Here is a 23,743-nt window from a genome sequence, read left to right on the forward strand (position 1 = left end):
GGTGGCCTCGGTCCCGGCCCGCCCCATCGGGGCGCTCTCCGCGGGCGGCGCGTCACCGGCCCGATCCTCATGCCGGAACGCGGTCGCCCCGCAGCACAGCCCGCCCGGACAGGATCCGTCATCGGCGAAGGATTAAAAAGAGGCCGGCAACGTAATCAGGTCTCATGCGACGAGACCTTCGAATCGGTTGATGACGCCGTCACGGGCTCTTGTGGAGACTTCGATTTACGGCATAGGTTCTTATCAGAACCATCTCGGGCGACCCCGCTCCTTCAGGGCGCAGCGTCCAGCGTCAGGGGACGCGCCGACCGCCGCGGGCGTCCTCCCGGCCACGGCCCAGGGGACGAACGGACATCCGACGATCGCCGTGCCACCCGCCCGAGACACGAAGGCGGGGCTCGTAGGGGAGAAACGATGAGCGACGCATCCGACGGTGCGCGGCGGGCGGGGTCCGTGGTCCGCGCGCCGCAGAGCTTCGTGGCCGGCCTCGTGCTGGTCCTGCTCGGGATGTTCGGCGTCTGGGCCGCGAGCGACCTGCCGCGGGGCACCCTCGGCGCCATGGGACCGGGCATGCTGCCGCACTGGGTGGCAATCGGCGTCGCCCTCTGCGGCGGCGTGCTCGCCGCGACGGGCCTGGTCCGCGCGGGGGCGGGCCTCCAGACCTTCGGCCTGCGCGGCCCCCTCGTCGTCGTGCTAGCCATCCTCGCCTTCGCGGTCACGATCCGGCCCTTCGCCCTCGGCCCCGTCGCCGGCCCGGGCCTCGGCCTCATCGTCGCGGGCCCGCTGGCTGTGATCGTCGGGGGCTACGCCACACCGGAGGCGCGCTTCCGCGAACTCCTGATCCTGGCCCTGCTCCTCACCGCCGGCTGCATGCTGCTGTTCGGGGACCTCCTGAACCTGCCCATCCCCATCTTCCCCACCGCCGTCATCGAGGCGGCGAGCGGCCGGATTCCGTCGCGGGTGCTGCTGCGGCTCGCGGCCGGCGCCCTCGCCCTGGCGGGCCTCGGCCTGCTCGCCCTGGAACGCCGCGCCACCCGCCGGACCCGGACCGACGTCGCCCCGCACGCCATGACGACCTGATCGGGAGCGCGCACGTGACGGATCTCCTCGCCAATCTCGGCCTCGGCTTCGCCGTCGCCCTGAGCCTGCAGAACGTGACGCTCTGCTTCCTGGGCTGCCTCGTCGGCACCCTGATCGGCGTGCTGCCCGGCGTCGGGCCGATCGCCACCATCGCCATGCTCCTGCCGATCACCTTCGGGCTCGATCCCGTGGGCGCCCTCATCATGCTCGCGGGGATCTATTACGGGGCGCAGTACGGCGGCTCCACCACCGCCATCCTGGTGAACATCCCCGGCGAGGCGACCTCGGTCGTCACCACCCTCGACGGCCACCAGATGGCGCGCCAGGGCCGGGCCGGGGTCGCGCTCGGCATCGCCGCCATCGGCTCCTTCTTCGCCGGCACCGTCGCCACCCTGCTGATCGCGGCCCTCGGCGCGCCGCTGACCCGCCTCGCGCTGATCTTCGGACCGGCGGAGTACTTCGCCCTGATGGTGATGGGGCTCGCCTTCGCGGTCGTCCTCGCGCACGGCTCGGTGCTCAAGGCCGTGGCGATGATCCTCGTGGGCGTCCTGCTCGCCGCGGTGGGCACGGACCTCGAGACCGGCCAGGAGCGGATGACCTTCGGCCTCGCGTTCCTCACCGACGGCGTCGACTTCTCCGTCCTGGCGATGGGCCTGTTCGGGGTGGCCGAGATCCTGCGCAACCTCGACCAGACCGAGACCCGCGAGATCGCCCGGGCCCGGATCGGCCGCCTCCTGCCCAGCCTCGCGGATCTGCGCCAGGCGGCGCCCGCGACGCTGCGCGGGACCGCGATCGGGGCGATCCTCGGCATCCTGCCCGGCAACGGCGCCGTGCTCGGCCCCTTCGCCGCCTACACGGTGGAGAAGCGCCTGGCGCGCGATCCGAGCCGCTTCGGCCGCGGGGCCATCGAGGGGGTCGCCGGCCCGGAGAGCGCCAACAATGCCGGCGCGCAGACGGCCTTCATCCCGCTCCTCACCCTTGGCATCCCGCCGAACGCCGTGATGGCGCTGATGGTCGGCGCCATGACGATCCACGGCATCGTTCCGGGCCCCGGCGTGATGACCAAGAACCCCAACCTGTTCTGGGGCATGATCGCGTCGATGTGGATCGGCAACCTGATGCTGCTCGTCATCAACCTGCCGCTCGTGGGCCTCTGGGTGCGCCTGCTGCAGGTGCCCTACCGGCTGATGTTCCCCGCGATCCTGATGTTCTGCGCGATCGGCATCTACTCCATCAACGCGCTGCCCACCGACGTCATGCTGATCGCGGCCTTCGGGGTGTTCGGATACGGGCTGATCAAGTTCGGCTTCGAGCCCGCGCCGCTGCTGCTCGGCTTCGTGCTGGGCAAGCTGATGGAGGAATACCTGCGCCGCGCCCTGACCCTGTCGCGGGGCGACGTCCTGGTGTTCCTCGAGCGCCCGGTCTGCGCAGTGCTGTTCCTCGTCGCCGTCACCATCCTGGCGGCGGCGCTGCTGCCGTCGCTGCGGCGCGGCCGCGACGCGGTGTTCACGGAAGCCTGACGGCGGGGGCGCCCGGGCGCCCTCCGGGGACGGACACGACAACCCACAACGAGAAGGATGCGGACCATGAGAACGGCACTCGCCATCGGCCTCCTGTCGGCGCTCGCCGCCTTCGGCGCCGCGGCCGACACCTACCCCCAGCGCCCGATCACCCTGGTGGTGCCCTTCGCGGCCGGCGGACCCACCGACGTGGTGGCGCGGATCGTCGCCGAGCCGATGTCGCGGGCGCTCGGCCAGCAGGTCGTCATCGAGAACGTCACCGGCGCCGGCGGCACCACCGGCATCACGCGCGCGTCCCAGGCCGCGCCCGACGGCTACACCATCATGATGGGCCACATGGGCACGCACGGCGCCGCGCCGGCCCTGTTCAAGGGCCTGAAATACGATCCGGCCAAGAGCTTCGATCCGATCGGCCTCGCCGCCGGCACGCCGATCGTCATCGTCGCCAAGAAGGGCTTCCCGGCCCAGGACCTCAAGGGGTTCGTCGAGGTCCTGAAGGCGCGCGGACCGGCGATCAACCAGGCCCATGCGGGCGTCGGCTCCGTCTCGCATTCCACCGGCGTGCTGTTCGATGCGCTGACCGGCGCCAAGCCGACGCTCGTCGTCTATCGCGGCACGGGGCCTGCGCTGAACGACCTGATGGCCGACCAGGTCGACTTCATGACGGACCAGATCGTCAACGTGGCGCCGCAGATCGCCGGCGGCACGATCAAGGCCTACGCCATCGCGACGCCCGAGCGCTCCCCGAGCCTGCCCGACGTGCCGACCACGAAGGAGGCCGGCCTGCCCGGCTACGAGGTCAGCGCCTGGAACGCGGTGTTCGCGCCCAAGGGCCTGCCGCCGGAGGTCCGGGCCCGGCTCGTGGCCGCCCTCGACGCGGCGCTCAAGGATCCGGGCACGACCAAGCGCATCCTGGAATTGGGTGGTACAGTGCCCAAGGAGGCCGAAGCCGGTCCGGCCGCCCTGCAGGCCCTCGTCGAGCGCGAGGTCGCACGGTGGACGCCCGTGCTCCGCTCCGCCGTCGAAGCCAATCCCTAGGTCCTGTCCGGGGACGGCCCGTCCCGCGAGGGCGGGCCGGTCCCTTCCCCATCCCGACCCGTTGCCGGGTACTCCATCGCTTCGCTGTGTCGGAGCAGCAGAGGCGTCTTCCGCGTGGATTCCTACCTCACCTCCTCCTTCCTGCTGTCGCTCCTCCAGATCGTCTGGATCGACATCATCCTGTCGGGCGACAACGCGGTGGTCATCGCCATGGCCTGCCGGGGCCTGCCCGAGCGGCAGCGGCGGATCGGCGTCTTCGCGGGCGCCCTCGCGGCGGCCCTGCTGCGGATCCTCTTCGCCGTCATCGTCTCGCAACTGCTGGCGGTGCCGCTCTTGAAGGTCGCCGGCGGCCTCATCCTGCTGCACATCGCCGTCAAGCTCGTCTGCGGCGAGGAGGAGGACGAGAGCGCCATCAAGGAGCATTCCAGCCTGCCCAAGGCGATCTGGACCATCGTGGTGGCGGATGCCGTCATGAGCTTCGACAACGTCGTGGCGGTGGCGGGGGCCGCCAAGGGACACGACGAACTCTTCATCATCGGCCTCGCCCTGTCGGTGCCGCTCCTCGTGGTCGGCGCCAGCCTGATCACCCGGCTGATCGACCGGTTCCCGATCCTGATCTGGTTCGGCGGCGGGCTGCTGGGCTGGGTGGCCGGCGAGATGATCGCCACGGACCGGCTGGTTCACCAGCAGATGGTCGAGGTGCTGCCCGCGACCCTGCAGGGCGCCGTCCCGCACGCGATGGGCGCCCTCGGCGCCGCCCTCGTCGTCGGCCTGGGCTGCGCGCTCAAGCGCCGGTCCGACCGGGCGATCGCGCAGCAGCAGGCCGCCGCCGTGGGCCGGGCCGAGGTGGACGTCCTCGGCGGCTGATCCGCGGCGCCCGCGGCAGCGCCGGACCCGGACATGGAAAAGCCCCGCCTCGATGAGGCGGGGCCGACGGGTTCGGACGTCCGAAGGAGGATGAGGGGCCGTCAGGCGGCCAGCTTCACCGCCGAAGCCGGGGCGTTGTCGTTCACGATGGCGAGCTCGCCCGCCGAGATGACGGGGGCCGCGTCCTGCGGGGTCAGCCGGTCGGCCATGAAGGCCACGAGCGCCACGTTGGCGGCACCGGCGAGAGCGACGAGAAGCAGAACGGTCATGTGGGGCGGTCCCGAGTGATTGTTGCGTTGCAACGCATATGACCCGTCCCGCCGCCCTTTGGTATGCCAGATACGATATGCCAGATATACCAGTCTTGCATGGATGACCGTCTCGGCGAGACTGACGCCGCGCGCCCCTGCATTATGCTGCGCGACGTCGATGCCACGATAAGGTACTATTCTTCAACAGAACGGGCCGGCCTGTGCTGGTCCCGGGCCGCGCGCCCGCAACGCCGGGCGACCCCGCACCGCCCTGTCGTTCGCGGGCGCACGGAGGCCATCCGGGCGCGTCTCACCGACGCTCCACGGACCCTGCCCCGCGGGAGATGGCGCTGCGCGTTGGCCCGCCCCGCGGATTCGCGACGCCTCAGAACACCGCGTGGTCGCCGCGCTCGGCGACCGCCTCGCCGCGGATCAGCTGGGCGTAATAGTCGAACAGCGTCTCCGACCCCGTCGAGGGGGTCATGGCGGCCTCGTATCGGCCGGTCGCGGGGTCGTGCACGAGCATCGACTCGGTGGCGTAGTAGCGGCCGATCCGCGCGAGCTCGGCCTTGGCCGCCAGCGCCGGCACCCACCGCCCGAGGGTCGCCAGGACGGTGACGATCCCGTCGAGCAGGACGACCGGGACGTGCCGGAAACGCGGCTCGCGCCCGAGCAGCGCGAAGAGGCGCTCGCCCTGCGCCAGGGGCGTGATGGCCTCGCCCGGTCCGCCGATCGGCAGCACGCGATTGCGCCGCGCCGGGTCATCGAGGCATGCGGCGAGGTAGCGGCCGAGGTCCCCGTCGCTGATCGGCTTGCAGGCCGTCAGGGTTCCGTCGCCGAAGACCAGGAACGGCTTGCCGCGCTTCAGGCGCTCCACCTGCCCCGAGAGGGATTTGAAGAAGGCCGTCGGCCGAACGATCGTGTAGTCGAGCCCCGAGGCGGTCAGGACCGCTTCGAACGCCAGCTTGGCCTGCTGGAAGGCGAGGATCGGCTTCTGGACGCAGATCGCCGAGAGCAGGACCACATGGGTCACGCCCGCCGCCCGGCTCGCCTGCAGGGCGCGCACCGACACGCCGTAATCGATCGCCCAGGCATCGTCGGGCAGTCCGGTCCGCGAGGCGAGGCACGAGACCAGGACGTCGAACGGTTCACCGCGGATCCCGTCGCGCGCCAGCGACGCGGGATCCGTGAAGTCCACGATCCGTTCGGTGACGCCCGGGGGCGCTCCGGGCGGGTCCCCCGCACCGGCCGGGGGCGCGGCGCCGGCCGGGCGCCGGACGAGGCAGACGACCGCGTGCCCGCGGGCCGCAAGCGCCCGCGCGGTGGCCCGCCCGATCGTGCCGGTCGCCCCCAGGAGGAGCACGCGGCGCGGTCCCGCGCCGTCCGGTCGATCCAGGCTCATGATCGTTCCCTCCCGACGCGCGGACCTCCTCGGACGACGGCGCGGCCGGCGCCGTCCCGTCACAGGGAGCCTGGGGGCTGCTTGGCCCCGTACGCGATCGGGGGCTCGTTCCTCGTCTCCGCCAAGATCCGCACGAATCCGTGCGGGCTGGCAAGAGTACGGGTCGGCAGGAGTACGGGCCGGCAGGAGTACGGGCCGGCAGGAGTACGGGCCGGCAGGAGTACGGGCCCGGCAGGAGTACGGGCCCGGCAGGAGTACGGGCCCGGCAGGAGTACGGGCCCGGCAGGAGCACGAACCGGTAAGACCTGCGGCCGCCGAAGGTGCGGGCGCAGACAAGATCCTCCGGACGGATCGCCGGCACGAGCGGACGCGGGCAACCCGGGACCAACCGATCCAGGGGACCGACGACCACGGGGGCGACGTTGCGACCCGGTGCGGCCGGCCACGCCCGGCCCCGGCTTCGGGCGCTTGACTTATATCCATCTCGCATCTTAGTTAGATGCAAGTTGAACATAAGGCTGCGCCGTGACCGAGGACGACTTTCTCCGCGCCTACGACCCCGCCGCCTTCGCGCGGCCGGCGCTCACCGTCGATCTCGTCCTGATGGGGTTGCGCGCGGGCCGTCCGGCCGTGCTCTTGGTGCAGCGGACCCAGCATCCCCATGCCGGCCGCTGGGCGCTGCCCGGCAGCTTCGTGCGCCTCGACGAAACCCTGGACGGCGCGGCCGAGCGCGTGCTGCGCGACAAGGCGGGCTTCGCCCCGGCGGAGGTGGCGGAGACCCATCGGGAGCAGCTCTACACCTTCGGCGCCCTCGACCGGGACCCGCGCATGCGCATCGTCACCGTGGCCTACCTCGCGCTGATGCCGGAGGCCGCCTTCGCGGCGGCGCTTGCGCGCGCGGCTGCGGTGTCGGCGGGGCCGTCGGCCGCGCTCCTCGACGTGCCCTGGTCCGGCGAGGCGGGGGGGCCGGTCGCGGCCTTCGCGCCGGGCGACCCCGACCGGAGGACGCCGCTGCGCCTCGCCTTCGACCACGCCGCGATCCTCGCCCTGGCGGTGCAGCGGCTGCGGGGAAAGCTCGACTATTCCGACGTCGCCTTCGCGCTGCTGCCCGAGGCCTTCACCCTGCGCCAGCTGCAGGACGTACACGAGGCGATCCTGGGCACGTCCCTCAACAAGCCCGCCTTCCGCCGCCGGATGCTCGACCGCGGCTGGCTCGCCCCCACGGGCGCGCGCGAGGCCGGCACGTCGTTCCGTCCCGCCGAGCTCTACCGTTTCCAGAAGCCGCTCTGAATCCCAGCGCGCCCCCAACAGGAGGGTCCCATGGCTACGATCCGCAACCTCGGTCCGCTCGCCCAGCTCAGGAGCGAGGCGAGCAGCCACGTCATCCGCTACCGCAACGGTCGCATCCGGCAGAGCGGACGGGGCCTCGTCTTCTGGTTCCGGCCGGAAACCGCGAGCATCAGCGAGGTGCCGATGGACGACCGGGAGATGACCCTGTTCGTGCGCGGCCGCAGCCGGGACTTCCAGACCGTGGTGGTGCAGGGGACGATCGGCTGGCGCGTCGTCGACCCGGAGCTGCTGGCCAGCCGCGTCGACTTCTCGCTCGGGCTTCGCACCGGCCGGCCGCAGGGCGAACCGATCGAGCGGATCGAGGCGCGTCTCGGCGGCATCGCCGGCCAGGCCGTCCTGGAGGTGATCGGCGCCAGCCCGGTGGGCGCGCTCCTCGATGCCGGGCCCGAGCCCCTGCGCCTGAGCCTCGACGCGGCGCTGGGGGCGGCCCCGGCCCTGGCGGAGATCGGCCTCGCGGTGGTCTCGGTGCGACTCACCAACCTCGCGCCGTCGAGCGAGCTGGAGCGCGCCCTGCAGACGCCCACCTTCGAGGCCCTGCAGCAGAAGGCGGATGCGGCGACCTTCGCCCGGCGCGCCCTGGCGGTGGAGAAGGAGCGGGCCATCGCGGAGAACGAGCTGGAGACGCGGACGGAGCTGGCCCGCCAGGAGGCGCTGCTCATCGCGCGGGAGGCGGAGAACGCCCGCGACCGCGCGGTGGGCCTCGCCGCGGCAAGCGGGCTGGAGGCGGCGGCGGAGGCCGAGCGCATCCGCCTCGTGGAGGGCGCCCAGGCCGAGGCCGAGCAGCGCCGCGCCGCCATCTACCGCGACCTTCCGCCGGCCGTGCTCCTGGGTCTCGCCGCCCGCGAGCTCGCGGGCAAGCTCGAGACCATCGAGCACGTCAACGTCACGCCGGACCTGCTGGCGAGTGCCCTCGGCGCGTTCCGCGGGGCGGCCCCGCCGGTCGCTCCCCCCGGCCCGCTGCGCTGAAGGACGGGCCATGGCGGTCATCACCCCGCGCGCCGTGTTCGTCGTCCGCGAGACCGATTACGAGGCCCTGCTCGCCCGGCACGCCACCCGCGGCCAGGCCCGGTTCTTCCTGGAGAGCCGCGGCCAGAGCCTCGCGGAGGTCGAGGACCGGCACGCCCGCTTCCACGCCGTGCTCGGCCAGGCGCGGGCCGCGGTGCCGGGGGACTGGCGGCAGGCGCTGGCCCGGCGCGTCGACCTCGACCGCTTCCTGTTCGCCCCCGAGGACGTCGTCGTCACGGTGGGCCCGGACGGCCTCGTCGCCAACGTGGCGAAGTACCTGCGCGCGCAGCCGGTGATCGGCGTCAATCCGGCCCCCGACCTCTACGACGGCGCCCTCGCGCGGGTCGCGGTGGCGGGCCTGCGCGCCCTGCTCCCGGCCAGCGCCGCGGGAGCGGCTCCGGTGGAGCGGCGCACCATGGTGCAGGCCGCCCTCGACGGCGGCCAGCGGCTCGTGGCCCTGAACGAGATCTTCGTCGGCCACCGCAGCCATCAATCCGCACGCTACCGCATCGCGGTCGACGGCACCGCCGAGGACCAGTCGTCGAGCGGCCTCATCGTCGCCTCGGGCACCGGCCTGACCGGCTGGGCCCGCTCGATCGGCGAGGCGACGCATCTCACCGTCGGGATCGGCGCGGAGGAAGCGGCGGTGGGCTACTGGGTGCGCGAGCCGTTTCCAAGCGTGGCCACCGGAACGACCCTTCGGGCGGGCCGGCTCGCCGGGGCCGCCCTGGCGGTCACCTCACGGATGAACGAGGGCGGCGTGGTCTTCGCCGACGGGATCGAGCAGGACTTCCTCGCCTTCGACTGGGGCCGCCGGGTCGACCTCGGGCCCGCGGACCGGACCCTGACCCTGGTGGTCGGCTAGGGCTGCGGCCCGGACGAAGCCGACGCGGAAGCCGCAGGGGCCGGCCCGGTTCCGGCACCGTCGCGCGGACGCGCGGTGCCCCCCCGTCAGCGGCGGTCGCGTCCCTGCGCGCCATCGTCGTCCCTCTGCGGCCACGCCCCGTCCCACGCCGTCCGGACCGGACCGGTGGCGGTGTCGGGCTTCGACGCGCCGATGAAGACGACCACCGGGCCATGCTCGGCCCGCCGGGGGTCGTAGAAATCGAGCAGGGCGGGATAGCGGTGCTGGAGGAGATCCGGAGCCAGGCCCTCCCGGCGCAGCAGGTGATCGATGACGACCTGGTCCCCGTGCACGGCGTTCGGCACGGGCCCGCAGGAGCCGGGCGCCATCCAGCGCTCCGGCTCGGCCGCGAAGGCGGCGTAGAGGGCATCCAGTTCGCCGCCCTGCCAGCGCAGCAGGGCGCTGGAGAGGCGGCCCTTGTGGAAGTAATCCTCCATGGCGGCGAGGCCCGGCTCGGCCAGGGCGTCCGCCGGCCCGGTCAGGACGGTGTCGAGGTCGCAGAGCAGCGTCGGTCCCTCGGTGAGCCCGGGGCGGAAGGCCTCCATCTTCGACCACCAGGCCGGCCAGTCGTGCCGGAGCGGCACGCGCTCGACGCCCGCCACCGCGAGGGGAAGGTCCGTGAGGCAGAGGATCCGGTCGAAGGCCGGAGCGTGGCGGCGCACGCCCCGGGCGAGGCGCTCGACCCAGGCCGCGTCGTAGCGCCCGCCGCTCTTCAGGACGGTGATGAGAGTCGTCATTGGCGGGGCCTGATTCCGGTCGAAAGGGTCACGGGCGGCACGGATGGAGGCGGAGCTGCCCGGCCGCCTCGGCCTGCCGGAACCAGGCCCGCTCCGCCGCCCAGGGATGCCCGGGCCAGCCGTCGAAGCCGAAGCCGTGCGCCTCGACCGGGCCGCGCCCGAGGGGACGGCCCAGGAGGAAGGCCAGCGTCACGAGGAAGCCGGTGCTCGGGTTCGGCCGCCCGATCGGGTCGGGTTCGTCCGTGCCGGCGTCGGACATGACGGTGTCGGCCATGACGGCGGCGAGACGGAGCCGCGCCGCCCGGTGGAGGTCCTCGGGCAGGATGTGGACGGGCTTGCCCAGGGGGGCCAGCAAATCCATCGCCTCGCGGGTCCAGCACACCGGTTCGGGCCGGTTCTGCTCCGCCGGCAGCATCGGGAACGGCAGGATGAAGGCCTGCGCGCACCGGACCACCGGGCGGTCGAGGAAGCGGGGGTCGGCGAGCCATTCGCGCATCTGCCCGCCCCGATTGACCAGGGCGAGATGGGTGACCCGCGCGCCGGCGCGGCCGCCGAAGCCCGGCGCGTTGTTGAAGCGCACGACGCAGGGCGCCGCGTCGATCGCGGCGGCGGCATCGAGCCCCGGGGCGTTGCCGACGAGGGCGAGGGGTCCCGATGCGGAGGGGAACAGGTCGAGCATACGCGGGGAGTCGACCTCGATGTCCAACTGCGGCAGGGGTTCGCGGAGCAGCGGAGGTATGGCGCCGGCCCGGCGCGGCAAGGTCCGTTCGGATCCTTGCGGTGCCGGCGGGATTTCTGCGGCGAGGGGAAACGAGGGCCGGGACCGATGATGCGCCGATGCTTCGTCTGCGCGGCCGACATGCTCGGGCCGAGCCGCCGTCACCTCGCCTATCCGAACGGGCGGGTCAGGGCGTTTCCGATCGCCTGCGGCGCCTGCGGCCTCCTGCTGGAGGCGGGGGCCGATCCGGCGGCCTGCCGGGCGCACCTGGCCGAACAGCTCGCCGGCCCGGTCTTCGACCCCGACCCGGACGCGCCCTACGGCCTCGACCTCTACACCCTGCGCAGCGCCGCCACCGGCCACGCCCTCGGCGTCCGGCCCTGCGACGCGGCGGGGCATACGGCCCTGCGCCGACCCCACGACCGGCACGCCGCGCGCGGGGAACTCTACGCGCTCGACGGGGCGGCGGGGCGGCCCGTCTCCCTCGGCCTGCTCTGCCGCCCCGCCGCGCTGGAGGCGGTCCTGGCGGGGCTCGCGGTCCATGCGGCCTGGACCGACGACGTCGTGATCCTCCTCGATGCCGAGACGCGACCGGCCGCTGCGGTGCCGGCCGCCGGCTTTCCGCGCGGGACCCTGCGGGTGGGGGCCCGGCCCCTGGGGCAGGATCGCGAGCGGGATCAGGGACAGGACTTCGCCGCCCAGCGCAACACCCTCCAGGACCTCGCCCGCCATCCCTGGATGCTGCAGCTCGACGCCGACGAGACCCTGGCCGTGGACGCCGGCCGGCGGCTGCCGGCCCTGGCGGCCCTGGCGGAAGCGGGGAACGTCGTCTCGATCGGATTGGCGCGCCGGAACCACGTCGACGGCATCCGCTCGGACGTCTACCCGGACGTCCAGTACCGCCTGAACCGCCGGTCCGTGCGCTATGCCGGCCGCGTGCACGAGCGGCCGGTGCTCGACGGCGGCTGGCCGCGCAGCCTCATCGCCCTGCACGGGGCGATCGAGCACCATCTCGACCGCGCCCACGTCCTGGCGCGCTCCCGGCACTACGAGCGCCTCGCGCCCGGGCACGGGCGCCCCGAGGAAGAGGCCGCTTTGCTGCGCCCCTACCGGGACTGAGGCGCGGACGCGCGCCGCTTCGGACAGATCCGGGCCGCCGCGATGGCCCGGGCGTAGAGGGCGAGCGTCTCGCGCCCCAGGACCGCCCGGGTGAAGCGGCCGGACGCCGCCAGCGCCCGGCTCCGGTAGGCTTCGCGCAGCGCCGGATCGGCCAGCAGCGGGCGCAGGGCCTCTGCCAGGGCCGCGCCGGTGGCCTCCCGCGCCAGGGGCCCCGCATCCGGCGCCCCCACGAAGGCGCGGGCGCTGGCGTCCTCGGCGCAGGCCACCACCGGCCGGCCATAGGCGAGGGCCTCCTGGTAGACGAGCCCGAAGCTCTCGTAGCGCGAGGGGGCGAGCACCGCGTGGGCCGCCCCGTAGGCCTGCGCCAGGGCCTCGGCCGGCACCCGGCCGCGGGCGTGGATGCGGGCGCGGGCCGCCTCGGGCAGGTCCCCCGGCAGGTCCTCCGGGGGCACGCCGATCAGGTCCAGGCGGAAGGCGGGACCGGCGCCCCGCTCCGCCGCGTCGGCCAGGATCGCGACCGCGCCGAGGAGCGCGTCGAAGCCCTTGCGCGCCTCCGCCCGGCCCACGAAGAGCAGGCGCACCGGCCCGGTCGCGTCCGGGTAGGCGGCGCCGCGGGCCGCCGCCGTGATCTCCGGCGGAAGGCTGAGGCCGATCACCGCCTCCGGCTGCCGGCCGGACAGGCCGTAGGCCCGGGCGATCACCGCCCCGTGCGCGGCGGTGTTGGCGATGAGCCCGGCGCTGCCCCGGGCCTGGGCGCGCTCCAGGGCGTCGGCGGCCCACCCGTCGAGGCGGTCGCGCAGGGTTTCGGGGGCGTCCCGGGTGAAGGCCGCGGGCGTCGAGCTGCGCGTGACCAGCGGGAGATCCCGGCGCCCGGCCAGCAGGGCGGCGGGGGCGTACCAGTTCGTGGCTTCCGCGACGTCGAAGGGCTGGTGGGCATGGGCCGCCAGGACGGCGCGCCGGAAGGCGAGCGGCGCGGCGAGGTGCCCCGCCGCCCCCCAGCGGCGCAGGCGCGCCAGCCCACCGCCGGGCGGCAGGGCGAAGCCCGCCACCGTGACGCCGCCGCGGCGCTCGCGCCCCGTCCGGTCGAGGCTGAAGACCGTGACGTCGGCGCCGCCCTCGGCGAGGCTCTCGGCGATCTCGCGGGCCGCCGTCGAGAGGCCGCTCGGGGCCGGCGGGTAGTCCCAGGCGAGGAGGGCGACGCGCATCAGGCGGCCAGCAGGCGCTGGTAGAGGGCGAGGTAGTCGGCCGCCATGCGCGCGGCGGTGAAGCGCGCCTCGAAGCGCCGGCGGATCAGGGCCCGGTCGAGCTGATCGATCCGTGCCAGGGCCGCCACCGCGTCGGCCTCGGAGGCGACGATGAAGCCGGTCACGCCCTCCTCGACGATCTCCGGCACGGAGCCGCGGTTCCAGGCCACCACGGGCGTGCCGCAGGCCATCGCCTCGATCATCACCAGGCCGAAGGGCTCCGGCCAGTCGATGGGGAAGAGGAGCGCCCGCGCGCTTCCCAGGAGGTCGGCCTTGCGGGCATCGTCCACGGGGCCGAGATAGACGGCGTCCGCCCCCAGGAGCGGGCGCACCCGGTGCTCGAAATAATCGGGATTGCCGACATCGATCGTGCCGCCGAGGCGGATCGGCAGGCCGGCGGCGCGCGCGACCCGGATCGCGGTGTCCGGCCGCTTCTGGTCGGTCATCCGGCCCACGAAGGCGACGTGCGGGCCGGGCTGCGGGCTCAGGGCGTAGCGGTCCCGCGCGAGGCCGTGATGCACGATCCCGGCCCGGTTCGCCGGCGGGATGCCGGCCGCCTGCGCCGCCGAGATCGCCGCCACCGGCAGGTCGGGGAAGCCCGCGAAGAACAGCGCCCGGTCGAGTTCGTCCACCCGCCAGTGCACCGTCGTGAGGCTGTGGCGCCGGCGCGCGCCGAGGAGCGCCGCATGGGCGAACTCCCCGTGGCCATGCACGATGTCGAACTGGTCCAGCCGGCAGCGCAGCGCTTCCAGCTGCAGGGCGTCCAGGGCTGCCGGGACCCCCGGCGCGACCCGCCCGTGGCGCCGCTCCAGGGCCGCGAGGCTCGGCTGGTCGCCGATGCGCGGCAAGTCTGTCGCACTGTCCGAAGGCGCGAAGAGCGTTACCTCCACACCTAGGTTAACCAGTGCCGTGCTGAGGTCATGTATGACCCTCTCCGTACCGCCGTGGTGCTCAGGGGGAACGGGGAATATGTTGGGGGCGATTTGGGCGACACGAATCACGGTATGTACCTCCCCGGTAACGTTTCTTTGCCTGAATTCTGTTTGTCGAAAGACGCTTGAGCTGCAAGCGGCCTGATGTTCGTCTTGCATGTCGCCCTGCAAGGCTGCCTGCGCGGCGGCGGGGTCGTGTTCGGGCTCACCGCCGATACGGGTGGCCACATCCGCTACCTGCTCGATCTGGTGGCTGCCTCGTCCCAGGATGCCGGGATCGCGCGGATCGTGATCGCGACGCGCCTGTTTCACGGCGCGCTCGGCCCGGATTACGCCGTGCCCGAAGAGCGCATCTCCGACAAGGTCACGCTCGTGCGGCTCCCGAGCGCGTCACCGGATTACCGCGTGAAGGAGGCGATGCACGCGGAGGTCGACAGCTTCGCGCGCAACCTCATGGGCTGGATCGCGGCGCAGCCTCAGCCGCCCGACTTCATCCACGCCCACTACGCCGATGCCGCTTCGGTGGCGACGCTCATCGAGGATGCCCTCGGCATTCCCTTCGTGTTCACGGCCCATTCCCTCGGGCGGGTCAAGGCCGCGATGCTCGGCCACGGCGCCGAAGCCTGCCCTGATCTCGCCCGCCGCATCGCCGCCGAGGAGGGCGCACTCGCGCGCGCGCGTCTCGTCGTCGCCTCCTCCCGCGACGAGGCGGAGGTGCAGTATGCCGGGTATGCGGCCTACGATCCGGGACGCATCCGCGTCCTGCCGCCGGGCAGCGACCTGGCCCGGTTCGCGGCGGCCGAACCCCTGCCGCGCGTGGACGCCACCATCGACCGCTTCCTGCACGAGCCGGGCAAGCCGGCGCTGCTGGCCCTCGCCCGCCCGGTGGCGCGCAAGAACCTCGGCGCCCTGGTGCGGGCCTACGGCGAGAGCCCCGCCCTGCAGGCGCGGGCCAACCTCGTCCTGATGGCCGGGACCCGCGAGGACATCGACGCCCTCGACGGCGACATGGCCGGCACCATGCGGGAGATCCTGGTGCTGATCGACCGCTACGACCTCTACGGGCGGGTGGCCTACCCCAAGACCCACGGGCCGGAGGACGTTCCGGCCCTCTACGCCTATGCCCGCACGCGGGGCGGCCTCTTCGTCAATCCCGCCCTCAACGAGCCCTTCGGCCTGACCCTCCTGGAGGCCTCGGCCGCGGGCCTGCCGCTGGTGGCCACCGACAGCGGCGGCCCCAACGACATCGTCGAGACCTGCGGCAACGGGCTCCTCGTCGATCCGCGCACCCCCGACGCCATCGCGGCGGCGTGCCTGCGCATCCTGGACGATCCCACCCTCTATGCCCGCTGCGTGGCGGGGGGCGCCCGCGCGGCCGCCGCCTATGACTGGGACCGGCACGCCGCGCGCTACCACGACCTGCTGCGGGCGCTGTGCGTCCCGACCCCGCCGCTGGCGGATGCGCGGCAACTCCTCGTCTGCGACATCGACAACACGCTGGTGGGCTGCGAGGCGGCCCTCGGCATCTTCCGGCGCTGGCGCAGCCGGCAGGCGGGCCTCGCCTTCGGAGTCGCCACCGGCCGCTCGTTCCACAGCGCCATGGCGATCCTGGAGCAGCAGGCCAGCCCGCGCCCGCAGGTGATGATCACCTCGGTGGGATCGGAAATCTACCACCTCGACCCCAACGGCGTGACCTACACGGCCGATGCCGCCTGGCGCGCCACCGTGTCGGCGGGCTGGGACCGGGCGGGCGTGCACGCGGCGCTCTCCGATCTCGACGGCCTGGTGCCCCAGGGGCCCCTGGAGCAGCGCGGGCACAAGCTCAGCTATTTCGGGGATGCGGCGACCGCCCAGAGGGTCCGCGCGGCCCTCGCGCGGGCGGGATTCGCCGCGAACGTGATCCACAGCCACGGCCTCTACCTCGACGTCCTGCCGGAGGCGGCCTCGAAGGGCACGGCGGTGGGCCATGTCCGGGCCCTCTACGGCCTGCCGGAGCGGGCCGTGTTCGTGGCCGGCGATTCGGGCAACGACGTCGAGATGCTGCGCGCCCAGGCGCAGGCGATCATCGTGGCCAACTACTCCGACGATCTTGCCAGCAACGCCGCCCTGCAGCACTCCTACGTGGCCCGGGCCTCGCACGCCCGCGGCATCATCGAGGGCGTCGGCCATTTCCGCCGGATGCTGGCCGATGCCGGCTGATCCGTCCGCCGGGTCCTCCGCCGGACCCTCCGCCGATCCTGGCGCCAGCGTCCTCACCCTGGTGCGCGGCCGGGCCGACCGCCTGCGCAACCTCATGGCCGGGCTGGCGCGCCAGTCCGTGCGCCCGCGCGAACTGGTGATCGCCTGGATGCAGCCGGACCGCGCGCCCGACCTGCCGGATCCGGGCTGTCCCGTGCGCCACCGCCACGTGGCGGGGGAACCGATGCCCCTCGCCGCCGCCCGCAACCGCGCGGCCGAGGCCGCCACGGGCGATCTCCTGATCTTCCTCGACGTGGACTGCATCCCCTCCCCCACCGTCGTGGAGGCCTACCGGCATGCGGCCCGGGAAACCGACGGCCTGTTCCTCGGCGAGGTCCTGTACCTGCCCACGGGGCTGAGCCCGGAGGCGGCCGCCGACGAAGCGGCCCTCGCCCGGCTCGGCCGGGCCCATCCGGCCCGCCCCGCGATCCCGCCGGACGCCTTGCGCCGGGAGGCCGATCCCGGCCAGCTCTGGGGGCTGTCCTTCGCGCTCCCGGCCCGGTCCTGGCGCGCCGTCGGCGGCATGGACGAGGCCTATCGCGGCTATGGCGGCGAGGAGACGGACCTCGCCGCGCGCCTGGCCGCCTCCGGGTTGCCGACCTACTGGGTCGGGGGCGCCCGGGCCTACCACCAGCATCATCCCGTCCACGTGCCGCCGCTGCAGCACTTCGACGCCATCCTGGCCAACGCCGCCCGCTTCCGGAACACGCACGGGCGCTGGTGCATGACCTACTGGCTCGGCCAGTTCCGGGACGCCGGGCTGATCGACTGGGCCGACGACGCCCCCGCGATCCGGGTCCTGCGCCGGCCGGGGGTTCCCGAGATCGCCGCCGCCCTGAAGCCCGACGCCCTGTTCTCCTGACGGATCGCGAACCCGACAGCCATGACGAAACCCATTGCGTTCTTCGTCCATCACCAGGGACGGGGCCACGCCAACCGCACGATGGCGGTGGCCGCCGCGTTCGCCCGGGACCGGCCCGTCTCCGTGCTCACCGCGGGCCCGCAGCTCTTCGACGGGTTCTCCCGCGACATCGAGATCGTGCCGCTGCCCGACATGATCGGCGCCGAGGTGCCGACGCCGCGCCTCTACGCGGAGCCGACGCCCCAGGTCATGCACTGCGTGCCGCTGGGCCTCACCCCGATGCGCCGGACCATGCGGCGCATCCTCGACCATCTCGACGAGCGCGACGTCGGCCTGTTCGTGGTCGACGTCTCGGCGGAGATCGCGCTGCTGGCGCGCATCGCCAGCGTGCCGGCGGTGCAGATCCGGATGCATGGCGACCGCGCCGACATCGGCCATGTGGGCGCCTACGAGGCCTGCGTCGGCATGCTGGCCCCCTTCGACGCCCGCCTGGAGCAGGACGACTACCCGGCCGCCCTGCGGGCCAAGACCTTCTACAGCGGCGGCCTCTGCACCAGCGTCGACCGGGTGCCGGATCGGGCCGAGGCCCGTGAGCGGCTCGGCCTCGACCCGGACCGCGAGATCGTCGTCGCGGTGACCGGGGGCGGGGGCAGCGGCACGCCCTACGCGCCCCTGACGGTGGCCGCCCGGGCCGCTCCCGAGGCCCTGTGGCTGACCCTGGGGCCGACCCATCGCGAGGGCCACGAGACCGATTTTTCCAACCTGCGCGAACTCGGCTGGGTGCCCTCGGTGACCGACTACCTCGCCGCCGCCGACATCGTGGTGGCCTCCGCCGGCGACAACACCGTCCACGAGGTCGCCCGCGTGGGCGGACGCCTGATCGTGATGCCCGAATGGCGCTATTTCGGCGAGCAGACCCGCAAGGCCGAGGCCCTGGTCCGCCTCGGCGCCGCCGTCCAGGCCCCCGTCTGGCCCGGCGATCTCCAGGGCTGGCGCGACCTCCTCGCCCGGGCCCGCGCCCTCGACACCGCCCCCCTGCGCAGCCTCTACGCGCCGGACGCCGCCGCCCGCGCCGCGGGCTGGCTCGAGGGCCTGACCGACGAACTCTGGCACGGCGCGGCGGAGCCCGTCCCCCTCACGCCCGCCGCCCGCACGGTCGCCGCCGCCGGCTGACCGCCCGCTTCCCCCACGCTCGAACCTCCCGGAGCCAGACCGCCCCATGTCCACCGTTTCCGTCGTGACCCTGGCCAAGGGACGGCCGGCGCACCTGCGCAACGTGCTCCTCGGCCTGGAGCGCCAGACGCAGGTCCCCGCCGAGTTCATCGTGGCGGTGATGCAGGACGCGCCCTACGACCTGCCCGAGGTCGCCTTCCCGGTCCGCCAGATCCGGGTGCCGGGCACCGACTTGCCGCTGGCGGCGGCGCGGAACCGCGGGGTGGCGGCGGCCGGCGGCGACGCCGTCGTCTTCCTCGACGTCGACTGCATCCCGGCCCCCGACCTCGTGGCCGACTACGCGCGCGGCCTCGACGCACTCGACGGCCTGCTGATGGGCGAGGTCCTCCACCTGCCCGAGCGCGCCACCGCGGGGGACTGGACCTGCGAGGACTTCGCGAAGGTCGCCGAGCGCCATTCCGACCGCCGCGGTCCCCCGGCCTCCGGTCTCGAGATCTGCCCGGATTACCGCTGCTTCTGGTCCCTGAACTTCGCCATCCGGCGCGCCACCTTCCTGGCCACGGGCGGCTTCGACGAGCGCTACACCGGCTATGGCGGCGAGGACACGGATTTCGGCAAGGTCCTCGACCAGGCCGGCATCCCCATCGCCTGGATGAAGGGCGGGCTGGCCTATCACCAGTACCACCCCCATCACATGCCGCCGGTCCACCACCTCGACAGCGTGGTGCGCAACGCCGAGCTGTTCGAGGCCAAGTGGGGCTACCGCACGATGGGCCACTGGCTCTACGCCTTCAAGGTGATGGGGCTGATCGACGACACCCCCGACCGGCCGATCCGCATCCTGCGTCGCCCGGAGGCCGGCGACTTCGCGCTCACCGGCCAGCAGAGCCACCAGCCCTACAGCAATTCGGCCTCCGTCATCCGCCACCTCGAGGCCCAGGCGGCCGCCGCGGCGACGACGGCGTGAGGATCGCGCTCCTCGCCCATCTGCGCCATCCGGTGGCGCGGCCCTTCGCGGGCGGCATGGAAGCCCAGTGCTGGGCGCTGGCCGACGGGTTGACGGCGCGGGGACACGAGGTCGTCCTCTTCGCCGCCGGGGACAGCGACCCGCGCTTCCCCGTCGATCCGGTGATCCCGGTCCACCACGAGCGCAGCTTCCCGGGCCTGGAACATCGGGGCGATGCCGGGCTCAAGGCCCACGTGGATGGCGGATACGCCGCCGCCTGCGACCGGATCGCGGCCGGGGGCTTCGACGTGCTGCACAACAATTCCCTGAGCCGCCTGCCCCTGGAGCGCCGGCGTCTCGCGGAGGTGCCCACCGTCACGTCGCTGCACGTCCCGCCCTACGACGCCCTGCGCTGGTTCGTGGCGGACAGCCTGGTGCCCGGGCACCGGATCACCGTGACCTCGGAGGCCCAGCGCGGAACCTGGTGGCCCGAGGGCGCGCCGCCGGAGGTGTCCGTGCTCCACAACGGCGTCGATCCCGCGGCCTGGCCCTTTCGGGACCGGGGCGACGGCGGCGCCGTCTGGTCCGGGCGCATCGCACCCATCAAGGGCACGCATTGCGCCGTCGCGGCAGCCCGGCAGGCCGGGCTTCCCCTCACCCTCTTCGGCCCGATCGAGGACCGGGCCTACTGGGAGGCGCAGATCGCCCCGCAGCTCGGCGGGGCGATCCGCTACGGCGGCCATCTCTCCGGCGAGGCCCTGGCGGACGAGATCGGCCGCGCCTCCGTCTTCCTGTTCACGCCCTGCTGGGACGAGCCCTTCGGCCTCGTGGCCATCGAGGCGATGGCCTGCGGCGTGCCGGTGGCGGGCCTTGCCAGGGGGGCGGCCGCGGAGGTGGTCGGCGAGGCCGGACATCTCGCGCCGCCGGACGACGGGCCGGCCCTCGCCCGGGCGATCGGCGAGGCCCTCGCGATTCCGCGCACGGTCCCGCACGCGCGGGTCCTGCGCCTGTTCACCCGCGATCGCTGGCTGACGCGCTGCGAGGAGCTCTACGCGCATGCGCACCGCGCCGCCCATGACTGACGTCCCCAGACGCACCCGATCCCCGGGCGGGCGCGACCCGCAGCGCGAGCCGACACCATGAGCCGTCCCCCGACGACCCGCCGCGCCCTCCTCGAGGCCCTCTGGCACGGCCGCGATCCCTTCGCGAACCCGCCGGCCACCCTGCGTCCCCTGGATCTCCAGGGCTGGCGCAGCGTCCACCCCTATCTCGACGACGCCGTCAGGGCGTTCCGCCCCGAGGTGGTCGTGGAGATCGGCGCCTGGAAGGGCGCCAGCACCCTGCACCTGGCCCGATCCCTGGCGGCGCACGGCGTCGACGGGACCGTCATCGCGGTCGATACTTGGCTCGGGGCCGTCGACCACTGGGCCGACGCGGACCTGTTCGCCGAACTCGCCACCGAGCACGGCTACCCGAGCCTGTACCGCACCTTCCTGGCCAACGTGCTGCGCGAGGGGCTCGCGGACCGGGTCCTGCCCCTTCCGCTGGACTCGGTGAACGCCGCCGAACTGTTGCGCCTGCGCGGCGTGACCGCGGATGTCATCCATCTCGACGCGGGTCACGAGGAGGCCTCCGTGGCGGCGGATCTCCGGGCCTGGTGGCCGGTCCTGCGCCCGGGCGGCCTCCTCATCGCCGACGATTACGACAGCCTGGGAGGCCGCTTCCCCGGTGTGACCCGCGCGGTCGACGCGTTCTGCGCCGAGGCACGGGTGCAGGGTCCCTGGGCCCAAGGGGGGAAGTGCAAGTTTCTCAAGCCCATCTGAGGCCCCGCCGAGCGGGGTCCGGAAGCGCCGCTCGGCGGGACGCGCCGGTCGGAGACCCGGACAGATCGGCCGGATCGCGTTCGCCCCGATGGCCGCGATCCCCTGGCCGCGATCCCCTGGCCGCGATCTCTTCGCGGGGTCCACGCCCGGTCCGGCCCCGCGCGGCGTGACGGGCGGCGCGCCGGCCGACGCAGCCCAAGCCCGCGATGTCGCACGCTGCAACCGGAACGGGTTCGGCGACTTGTCCGGCCGGGCGCGACGACGCCTGCCAGGAGAGACGCCAGCCATGCCCGGAACCGAGATCCGCCTCGCCCTCGACGCGATCCCGATGGGAGGCATGACGGAGGGCGCGGCCGGGGACGAGAAGGTGCTGTTCGTGCGCGACGCCTCCGGCGTGCGGGCGTTCCAGGCCAAGTGCCCGCATCTCGGGGCGCCGCTCGCCAAGGGTGAGATCTGCGGCGGACGCCTCTACTGCCCCTGGCACAAGGCCGCCTTCGCGCTGGCCGACGGGAGCCTGGAGGAGCCGCCGGCCCTCGAGTCCCTGACGCGCTACCCCGTCCGCATCGAGGGGTCCGACGCCGTCGCGACCCTGACGCCGGAGCCGGCGGCGATGCAGACGGCGCACACGCCCGCGGCGCGCGTGCTCATCGTGGGCGCGGGCGCGGCGGCCGTCGCCTGCGTGAAGACCCTGCGCCGCGAAGGCTATGACGGCCACATCACCCTGGTCGGCCGCGAGGCCCACCCGCCCTACGACCGGACCAAGCTCTCGAAGCAGTTCCTGGCCAAGCCGACCCCGCCGGAGAAGGTGCTGATCGAGCCCGACTTCGCGCAGGCCAACAGGGTCGAGCGTGTCACCGGGGACGTCACCGGGGTCGATCCCGCCCGGCGCGCCGTCACCCTGGCGGATGGCCGGACCTTTGAGGCCGACGCGATCCTGGTCGCTACCGGGAGCCGGGCGGTGATGCCGGACTTCCCCGGCAAGGACCTCGGCGGGGTCTTCACCCTGCGCAGCCTCGACGACGCGGTCCGGGTGAGCGAGGCGGCAGGCGAGGCCAAATCCGTCGTCGTCGTGGGCGCCGGGTTCATCGGCCTGGAGGCCGCCGCGTTTCTCACCAAGCGCGGGCTGTCCGTCACCGTGCTGGCGCGCGAGGACATCCCCTTCGCCAAGCGCTTCGGCGAGGCGGTGGGCGCGGCGCTGAAGCAGTACCATGCCGGCAACGGCGTCATCTTCGAGACCGGCTCCGTCGCCAGGATCACCGGCACCGACCGCGTCGAAGCGGTCGAGACGGAGGACGGACGACGCCTTCCGGCCGACATCGTCCTCGTCGGCGCGGGCGCCAGGCCGGAGACCGGCCTGATCGGGGGCGTCACCCCCGACGAGGATGGCGGCCTCGCGGTCGGCGGTGACCTCAAGCTCGCGGAGGGCGTCTGGATCGCGGGCGACATCGCCGCGTTCCCGGAGACGGCGAGCGGCGAGACCGCGCGGATCGAGCATTGGCGCCTCGCGCAGCAACACGGCACGCATGTGGCCCATGCCATCCTCGGCCGGGGTGGCGCGTTCACGGGCGTGCCGTTCTTCTGGAGCAACCAGGGCGACAAGCGGCTCGATTACGGCGGCTATGCCAAGGGTTTCGACCGGATCGTCCTGCAGGGCGACCCCGCCGCCCTCGATTTCATTGCCTACTACGTCAAGGGCGATTGGGTGACCGCCGCCTGCAGCATCGGCCGCAACAAGGCCTTCACCGCCTTCCTGCATCTGCTCGGCCTCGGGCGCCTGCCCTCGGCGGCCGAGATCGAGGCCGGGGCGGACCTGCCCGCCCTCGCGACATCGAGCCCCTAGGCGCGGCGGGGCCCCGTCCGCGAGGACGGCGGGTCTGCGCCGTTCTCCAGGACCACGAAGGGGCGTCAAGACCGCGAAGGGGCGTGTCGCACTTCATGGGGGAGATCGCAGACGGCGAACGGCGGGTCCGGCGCGCGACGGGGCGCCGACGAGACCGAAACTCTTGCCCAGCCGAAGCTCTTGCAGAGCCGGAACTCTCGCACACCCGGAACTCTCGCACACCCGGAACTCTTGCGCAGCCGCACCCGGGCTCGAAGCCCGCGATGGTCCGCCTGGCCGTGCGGAAGGGCGGAAAGCCGCCGAAGCGGCGCTTGGTCGCCGCGACCCGGACCTGTTCGTTTTCGATCCCCGGCTGCAGGTGCGCGATCCCACAGGCGGTGGGGCACCGGCCAAGAGACCGGCGCGCTTGGTGGCGACGATGGCGGGCGGATGGGGGCTGGCACCATCCGGGCCGATCCGGTCAGGCGCGAGCAGCGGCGGCTCGGCGCTCAGCTTCCGGACGACGCGCTGGGCCGCGCCGCGGTCACGGTGATCCGTCGGCAGGGAGTCGACACGTCCGGCACTTCGTCCACGTGCCAGGGCTCGCGATGCAGCCAAACGAAAGCGCCCCGAGGATTTCTCCTCGAGGCGCGTGACGACGAAAGCGGCCAGATGATCGGGGCTGGGGACGCTCAGGCCGAACCGAAAAGTCCCG

Annotated in this window: 22 protein-coding genes; 16 read left to right on the plus strand and 6 right to left on the minus strand. The window is 73.6% G+C overall.

Features of this window, described 5'->3' with window-relative positions:
- Positions 1-414: 414 nt before the first annotated feature.
- The 4 genes from AC6EUL_RS13655 to AC6EUL_RS13670 all read left to right on the plus strand — a co-directional run bounded on the left by AC6EUL_RS13655 (position 415) and on the right by AC6EUL_RS13670 (position 4,505).
- Positions 415-1,080: a tripartite tricarboxylate transporter TctB family protein gene (locus AC6EUL_RS13655; protein ID WP_056492359.1), complete on the plus strand. Its 666-nt coding sequence runs from the start codon at positions 415-417 to the stop codon at positions 1,078-1,080.
- A 14-nt stretch (positions 1,081-1,094) separates the two neighbouring features.
- Complete coding sequence (locus AC6EUL_RS13660; RefSeq protein WP_056277031.1) at positions 1,095-2,600, plus strand: tripartite tricarboxylate transporter permease; 1,506 nt, start codon at positions 1,095-1,097, stop codon at positions 2,598-2,600.
- A 66-nt stretch (positions 2,601-2,666) separates the two neighbouring features.
- Positions 2,667-3,638, plus strand: coding sequence for a tripartite tricarboxylate transporter substrate-binding protein (locus AC6EUL_RS13665; RefSeq protein WP_082501458.1), 972 nt, complete (start codon positions 2,667-2,669; stop codon positions 3,636-3,638).
- A gap of 114 nt (positions 3,639-3,752) precedes the next feature.
- The gene (locus AC6EUL_RS13670) at positions 3,753-4,505 is read left to right on the plus strand and encodes a TerC family protein (protein ID WP_499870683.1); all 753 of its coding nucleotides are present in this window, start codon (positions 3,753-3,755) and stop codon (positions 4,503-4,505) included.
- 101 nt (positions 4,506-4,606) lie between these two features.
- On the opposite strand, the gene AC6EUL_RS13675 is transcribed toward AC6EUL_RS13670, so the two are convergent.
- Both AC6EUL_RS13675 and AC6EUL_RS13680 read right to left on the minus strand, forming a co-directional pair.
- Complete coding sequence (locus AC6EUL_RS13675) at positions 4,607-4,774, minus strand: hypothetical protein (protein WP_200917676.1); 168 nt, start codon at positions 4,772-4,774, stop codon at positions 4,607-4,609.
- Positions 4,775-5,141: 367 nt separating this feature from the next.
- The gene (locus AC6EUL_RS13680) at positions 5,142-6,158 is read right to left on the minus strand and encodes an NAD(P)H-binding protein (RefSeq protein WP_499870686.1); all 1,017 of its coding nucleotides are present in this window, start codon (positions 6,156-6,158) and stop codon (positions 5,142-5,144) included.
- A gap of 525 nt (positions 6,159-6,683) precedes the next feature.
- On the opposite strand from AC6EUL_RS13680, the gene AC6EUL_RS13685 reads away from it, so the two are divergent.
- From AC6EUL_RS13685 to AC6EUL_RS13695, 3 genes are read left to right on the plus strand one after another with little or no spacing between them, the layout of a single operon-like run.
- Positions 6,684-7,448 (plus strand): NUDIX hydrolase, encoded by a 765-nt coding sequence (locus AC6EUL_RS13685; protein WP_499870688.1) that lies wholly within the window; start codon positions 6,684-6,686, stop codon positions 7,446-7,448.
- A 30-nt stretch (positions 7,449-7,478) separates the two neighbouring features.
- Complete coding sequence (locus AC6EUL_RS13690; RefSeq protein WP_056277039.1) at positions 7,479-8,474, plus strand: SPFH domain-containing protein; 996 nt, start codon at positions 7,479-7,481, stop codon at positions 8,472-8,474.
- Between the two features lie 10 nt (positions 8,475-8,484).
- Complete coding sequence (locus tag AC6EUL_RS13695) at positions 8,485-9,378, plus strand: NAD(+)/NADH kinase (RefSeq protein WP_056379800.1); 894 nt, start codon at positions 8,485-8,487, stop codon at positions 9,376-9,378.
- A gap of 86 nt (positions 9,379-9,464) precedes the next feature.
- Here AC6EUL_RS13695 and AC6EUL_RS13700 read toward each other — a convergent pair whose 3' ends face one another.
- Both AC6EUL_RS13700 and AC6EUL_RS13705 read right to left on the minus strand, forming a co-directional pair.
- Complete coding sequence (locus tag AC6EUL_RS13700; protein WP_499870691.1) at positions 9,465-10,154, minus strand: hypothetical protein; 690 nt, start codon at positions 10,152-10,154, stop codon at positions 9,465-9,467.
- Between the two features lie 28 nt (positions 10,155-10,182).
- Entirely contained in the window at positions 10,183-10,833 is a 651-nt protein-coding gene (locus tag AC6EUL_RS13705; protein WP_499870693.1) for a glycosyltransferase family 29 protein, read from the minus strand.
- A 150-nt stretch (positions 10,834-10,983) separates the two neighbouring features.
- On the opposite strand from AC6EUL_RS13705, the gene AC6EUL_RS13710 reads away from it, so the two are divergent.
- Positions 10,984-11,991, plus strand: a complete 1,008-nt coding sequence (locus AC6EUL_RS13710) for a glycosyltransferase family protein (RefSeq protein WP_499870711.1) — start codon at positions 10,984-10,986, stop codon at positions 11,989-11,991.
- On the opposite strand, the gene AC6EUL_RS13715 is transcribed toward AC6EUL_RS13710, so the two are convergent.
- Positions 11,979-13,196: a glycosyltransferase family 4 protein gene (locus AC6EUL_RS13715; protein ID WP_499870695.1), complete on the minus strand. Its 1,218-nt coding sequence runs from the start codon at positions 13,194-13,196 to the stop codon at positions 11,979-11,981. The genes AC6EUL_RS13710 and AC6EUL_RS13715 overlap by 13 nt on opposite strands.
- Entirely contained in the window at positions 13,196-14,236 is a 1,041-nt protein-coding gene (locus AC6EUL_RS13720; protein ID WP_056379794.1) for a glycosyltransferase family 4 protein, read from the minus strand. Before AC6EUL_RS13720 ends, AC6EUL_RS13715 begins: the two co-directional genes overlap by 1 nt.
- A 75-nt stretch (positions 14,237-14,311) precedes the next feature.
- Here AC6EUL_RS13720 and AC6EUL_RS13725 point away from each other — a divergent pair, with 75 nt between their 5' ends.
- From AC6EUL_RS13725 to AC6EUL_RS13760, 8 genes are all read left to right on the plus strand, one after another.
- On the plus strand, positions 14,312-16,366 hold the full coding sequence (locus AC6EUL_RS13725) for an HAD-IIB family hydrolase (RefSeq protein ID WP_499870698.1): 2,055 nt from the start codon (positions 14,312-14,314) through the stop codon (positions 16,364-16,366).
- Entirely contained in the window at positions 16,356-17,267 is a 912-nt protein-coding gene (locus tag AC6EUL_RS13730; protein ID WP_499870700.1) for a glycosyltransferase family 2 protein, read from the plus strand. The genes AC6EUL_RS13725 and AC6EUL_RS13730 overlap by 11 nt, the downstream gene beginning before the upstream one ends.
- 21 nt (positions 17,268-17,288) lie before the next feature.
- A complete protein-coding gene (locus tag AC6EUL_RS13735; protein ID WP_056277059.1) occupies positions 17,289-18,440 on the plus strand; it encodes a glycosyltransferase in 1,152 nt (383 codons plus the stop codon).
- Between the two features lie 46 nt (positions 18,441-18,486).
- Complete coding sequence (locus AC6EUL_RS13740; protein ID WP_499870703.1) at positions 18,487-19,407, plus strand: glycosyltransferase family 2 protein; 921 nt, start codon at positions 18,487-18,489, stop codon at positions 19,405-19,407.
- The gene (locus AC6EUL_RS13745; RefSeq protein WP_056277065.1) at positions 19,404-20,468 is read left to right on the plus strand and encodes a glycosyltransferase; all 1,065 of its coding nucleotides are present in this window, start codon (positions 19,404-19,406) and stop codon (positions 20,466-20,468) included. The genes AC6EUL_RS13740 and AC6EUL_RS13745 overlap by 4 nt, the downstream gene beginning before the upstream one ends.
- Positions 20,469-20,525: 57 nt before the next feature.
- On the plus strand, positions 20,526-21,209 hold the full coding sequence (locus tag AC6EUL_RS13750) for a class I SAM-dependent methyltransferase (protein ID WP_056277067.1): 684 nt from the start codon (positions 20,526-20,528) through the stop codon (positions 21,207-21,209).
- A 286-nt stretch (positions 21,210-21,495) separates the two neighbouring features.
- A complete protein-coding gene (locus tag AC6EUL_RS13755; RefSeq protein WP_499870706.1) occupies positions 21,496-23,049 on the plus strand; it encodes an FAD-dependent oxidoreductase in 1,554 nt (517 codons plus the stop codon).
- A gap of 429 nt (positions 23,050-23,478) precedes the next feature.
- A partial coding sequence (locus tag AC6EUL_RS13760; RefSeq protein ID WP_499870708.1) for a hypothetical protein occupies positions 23,479-23,743 on the plus strand: 265 nt, incomplete at its 3' end.

The sequence above is a fragment of the Methylobacterium sp. 001424705 genome (genome assembly GCF_059816145.1).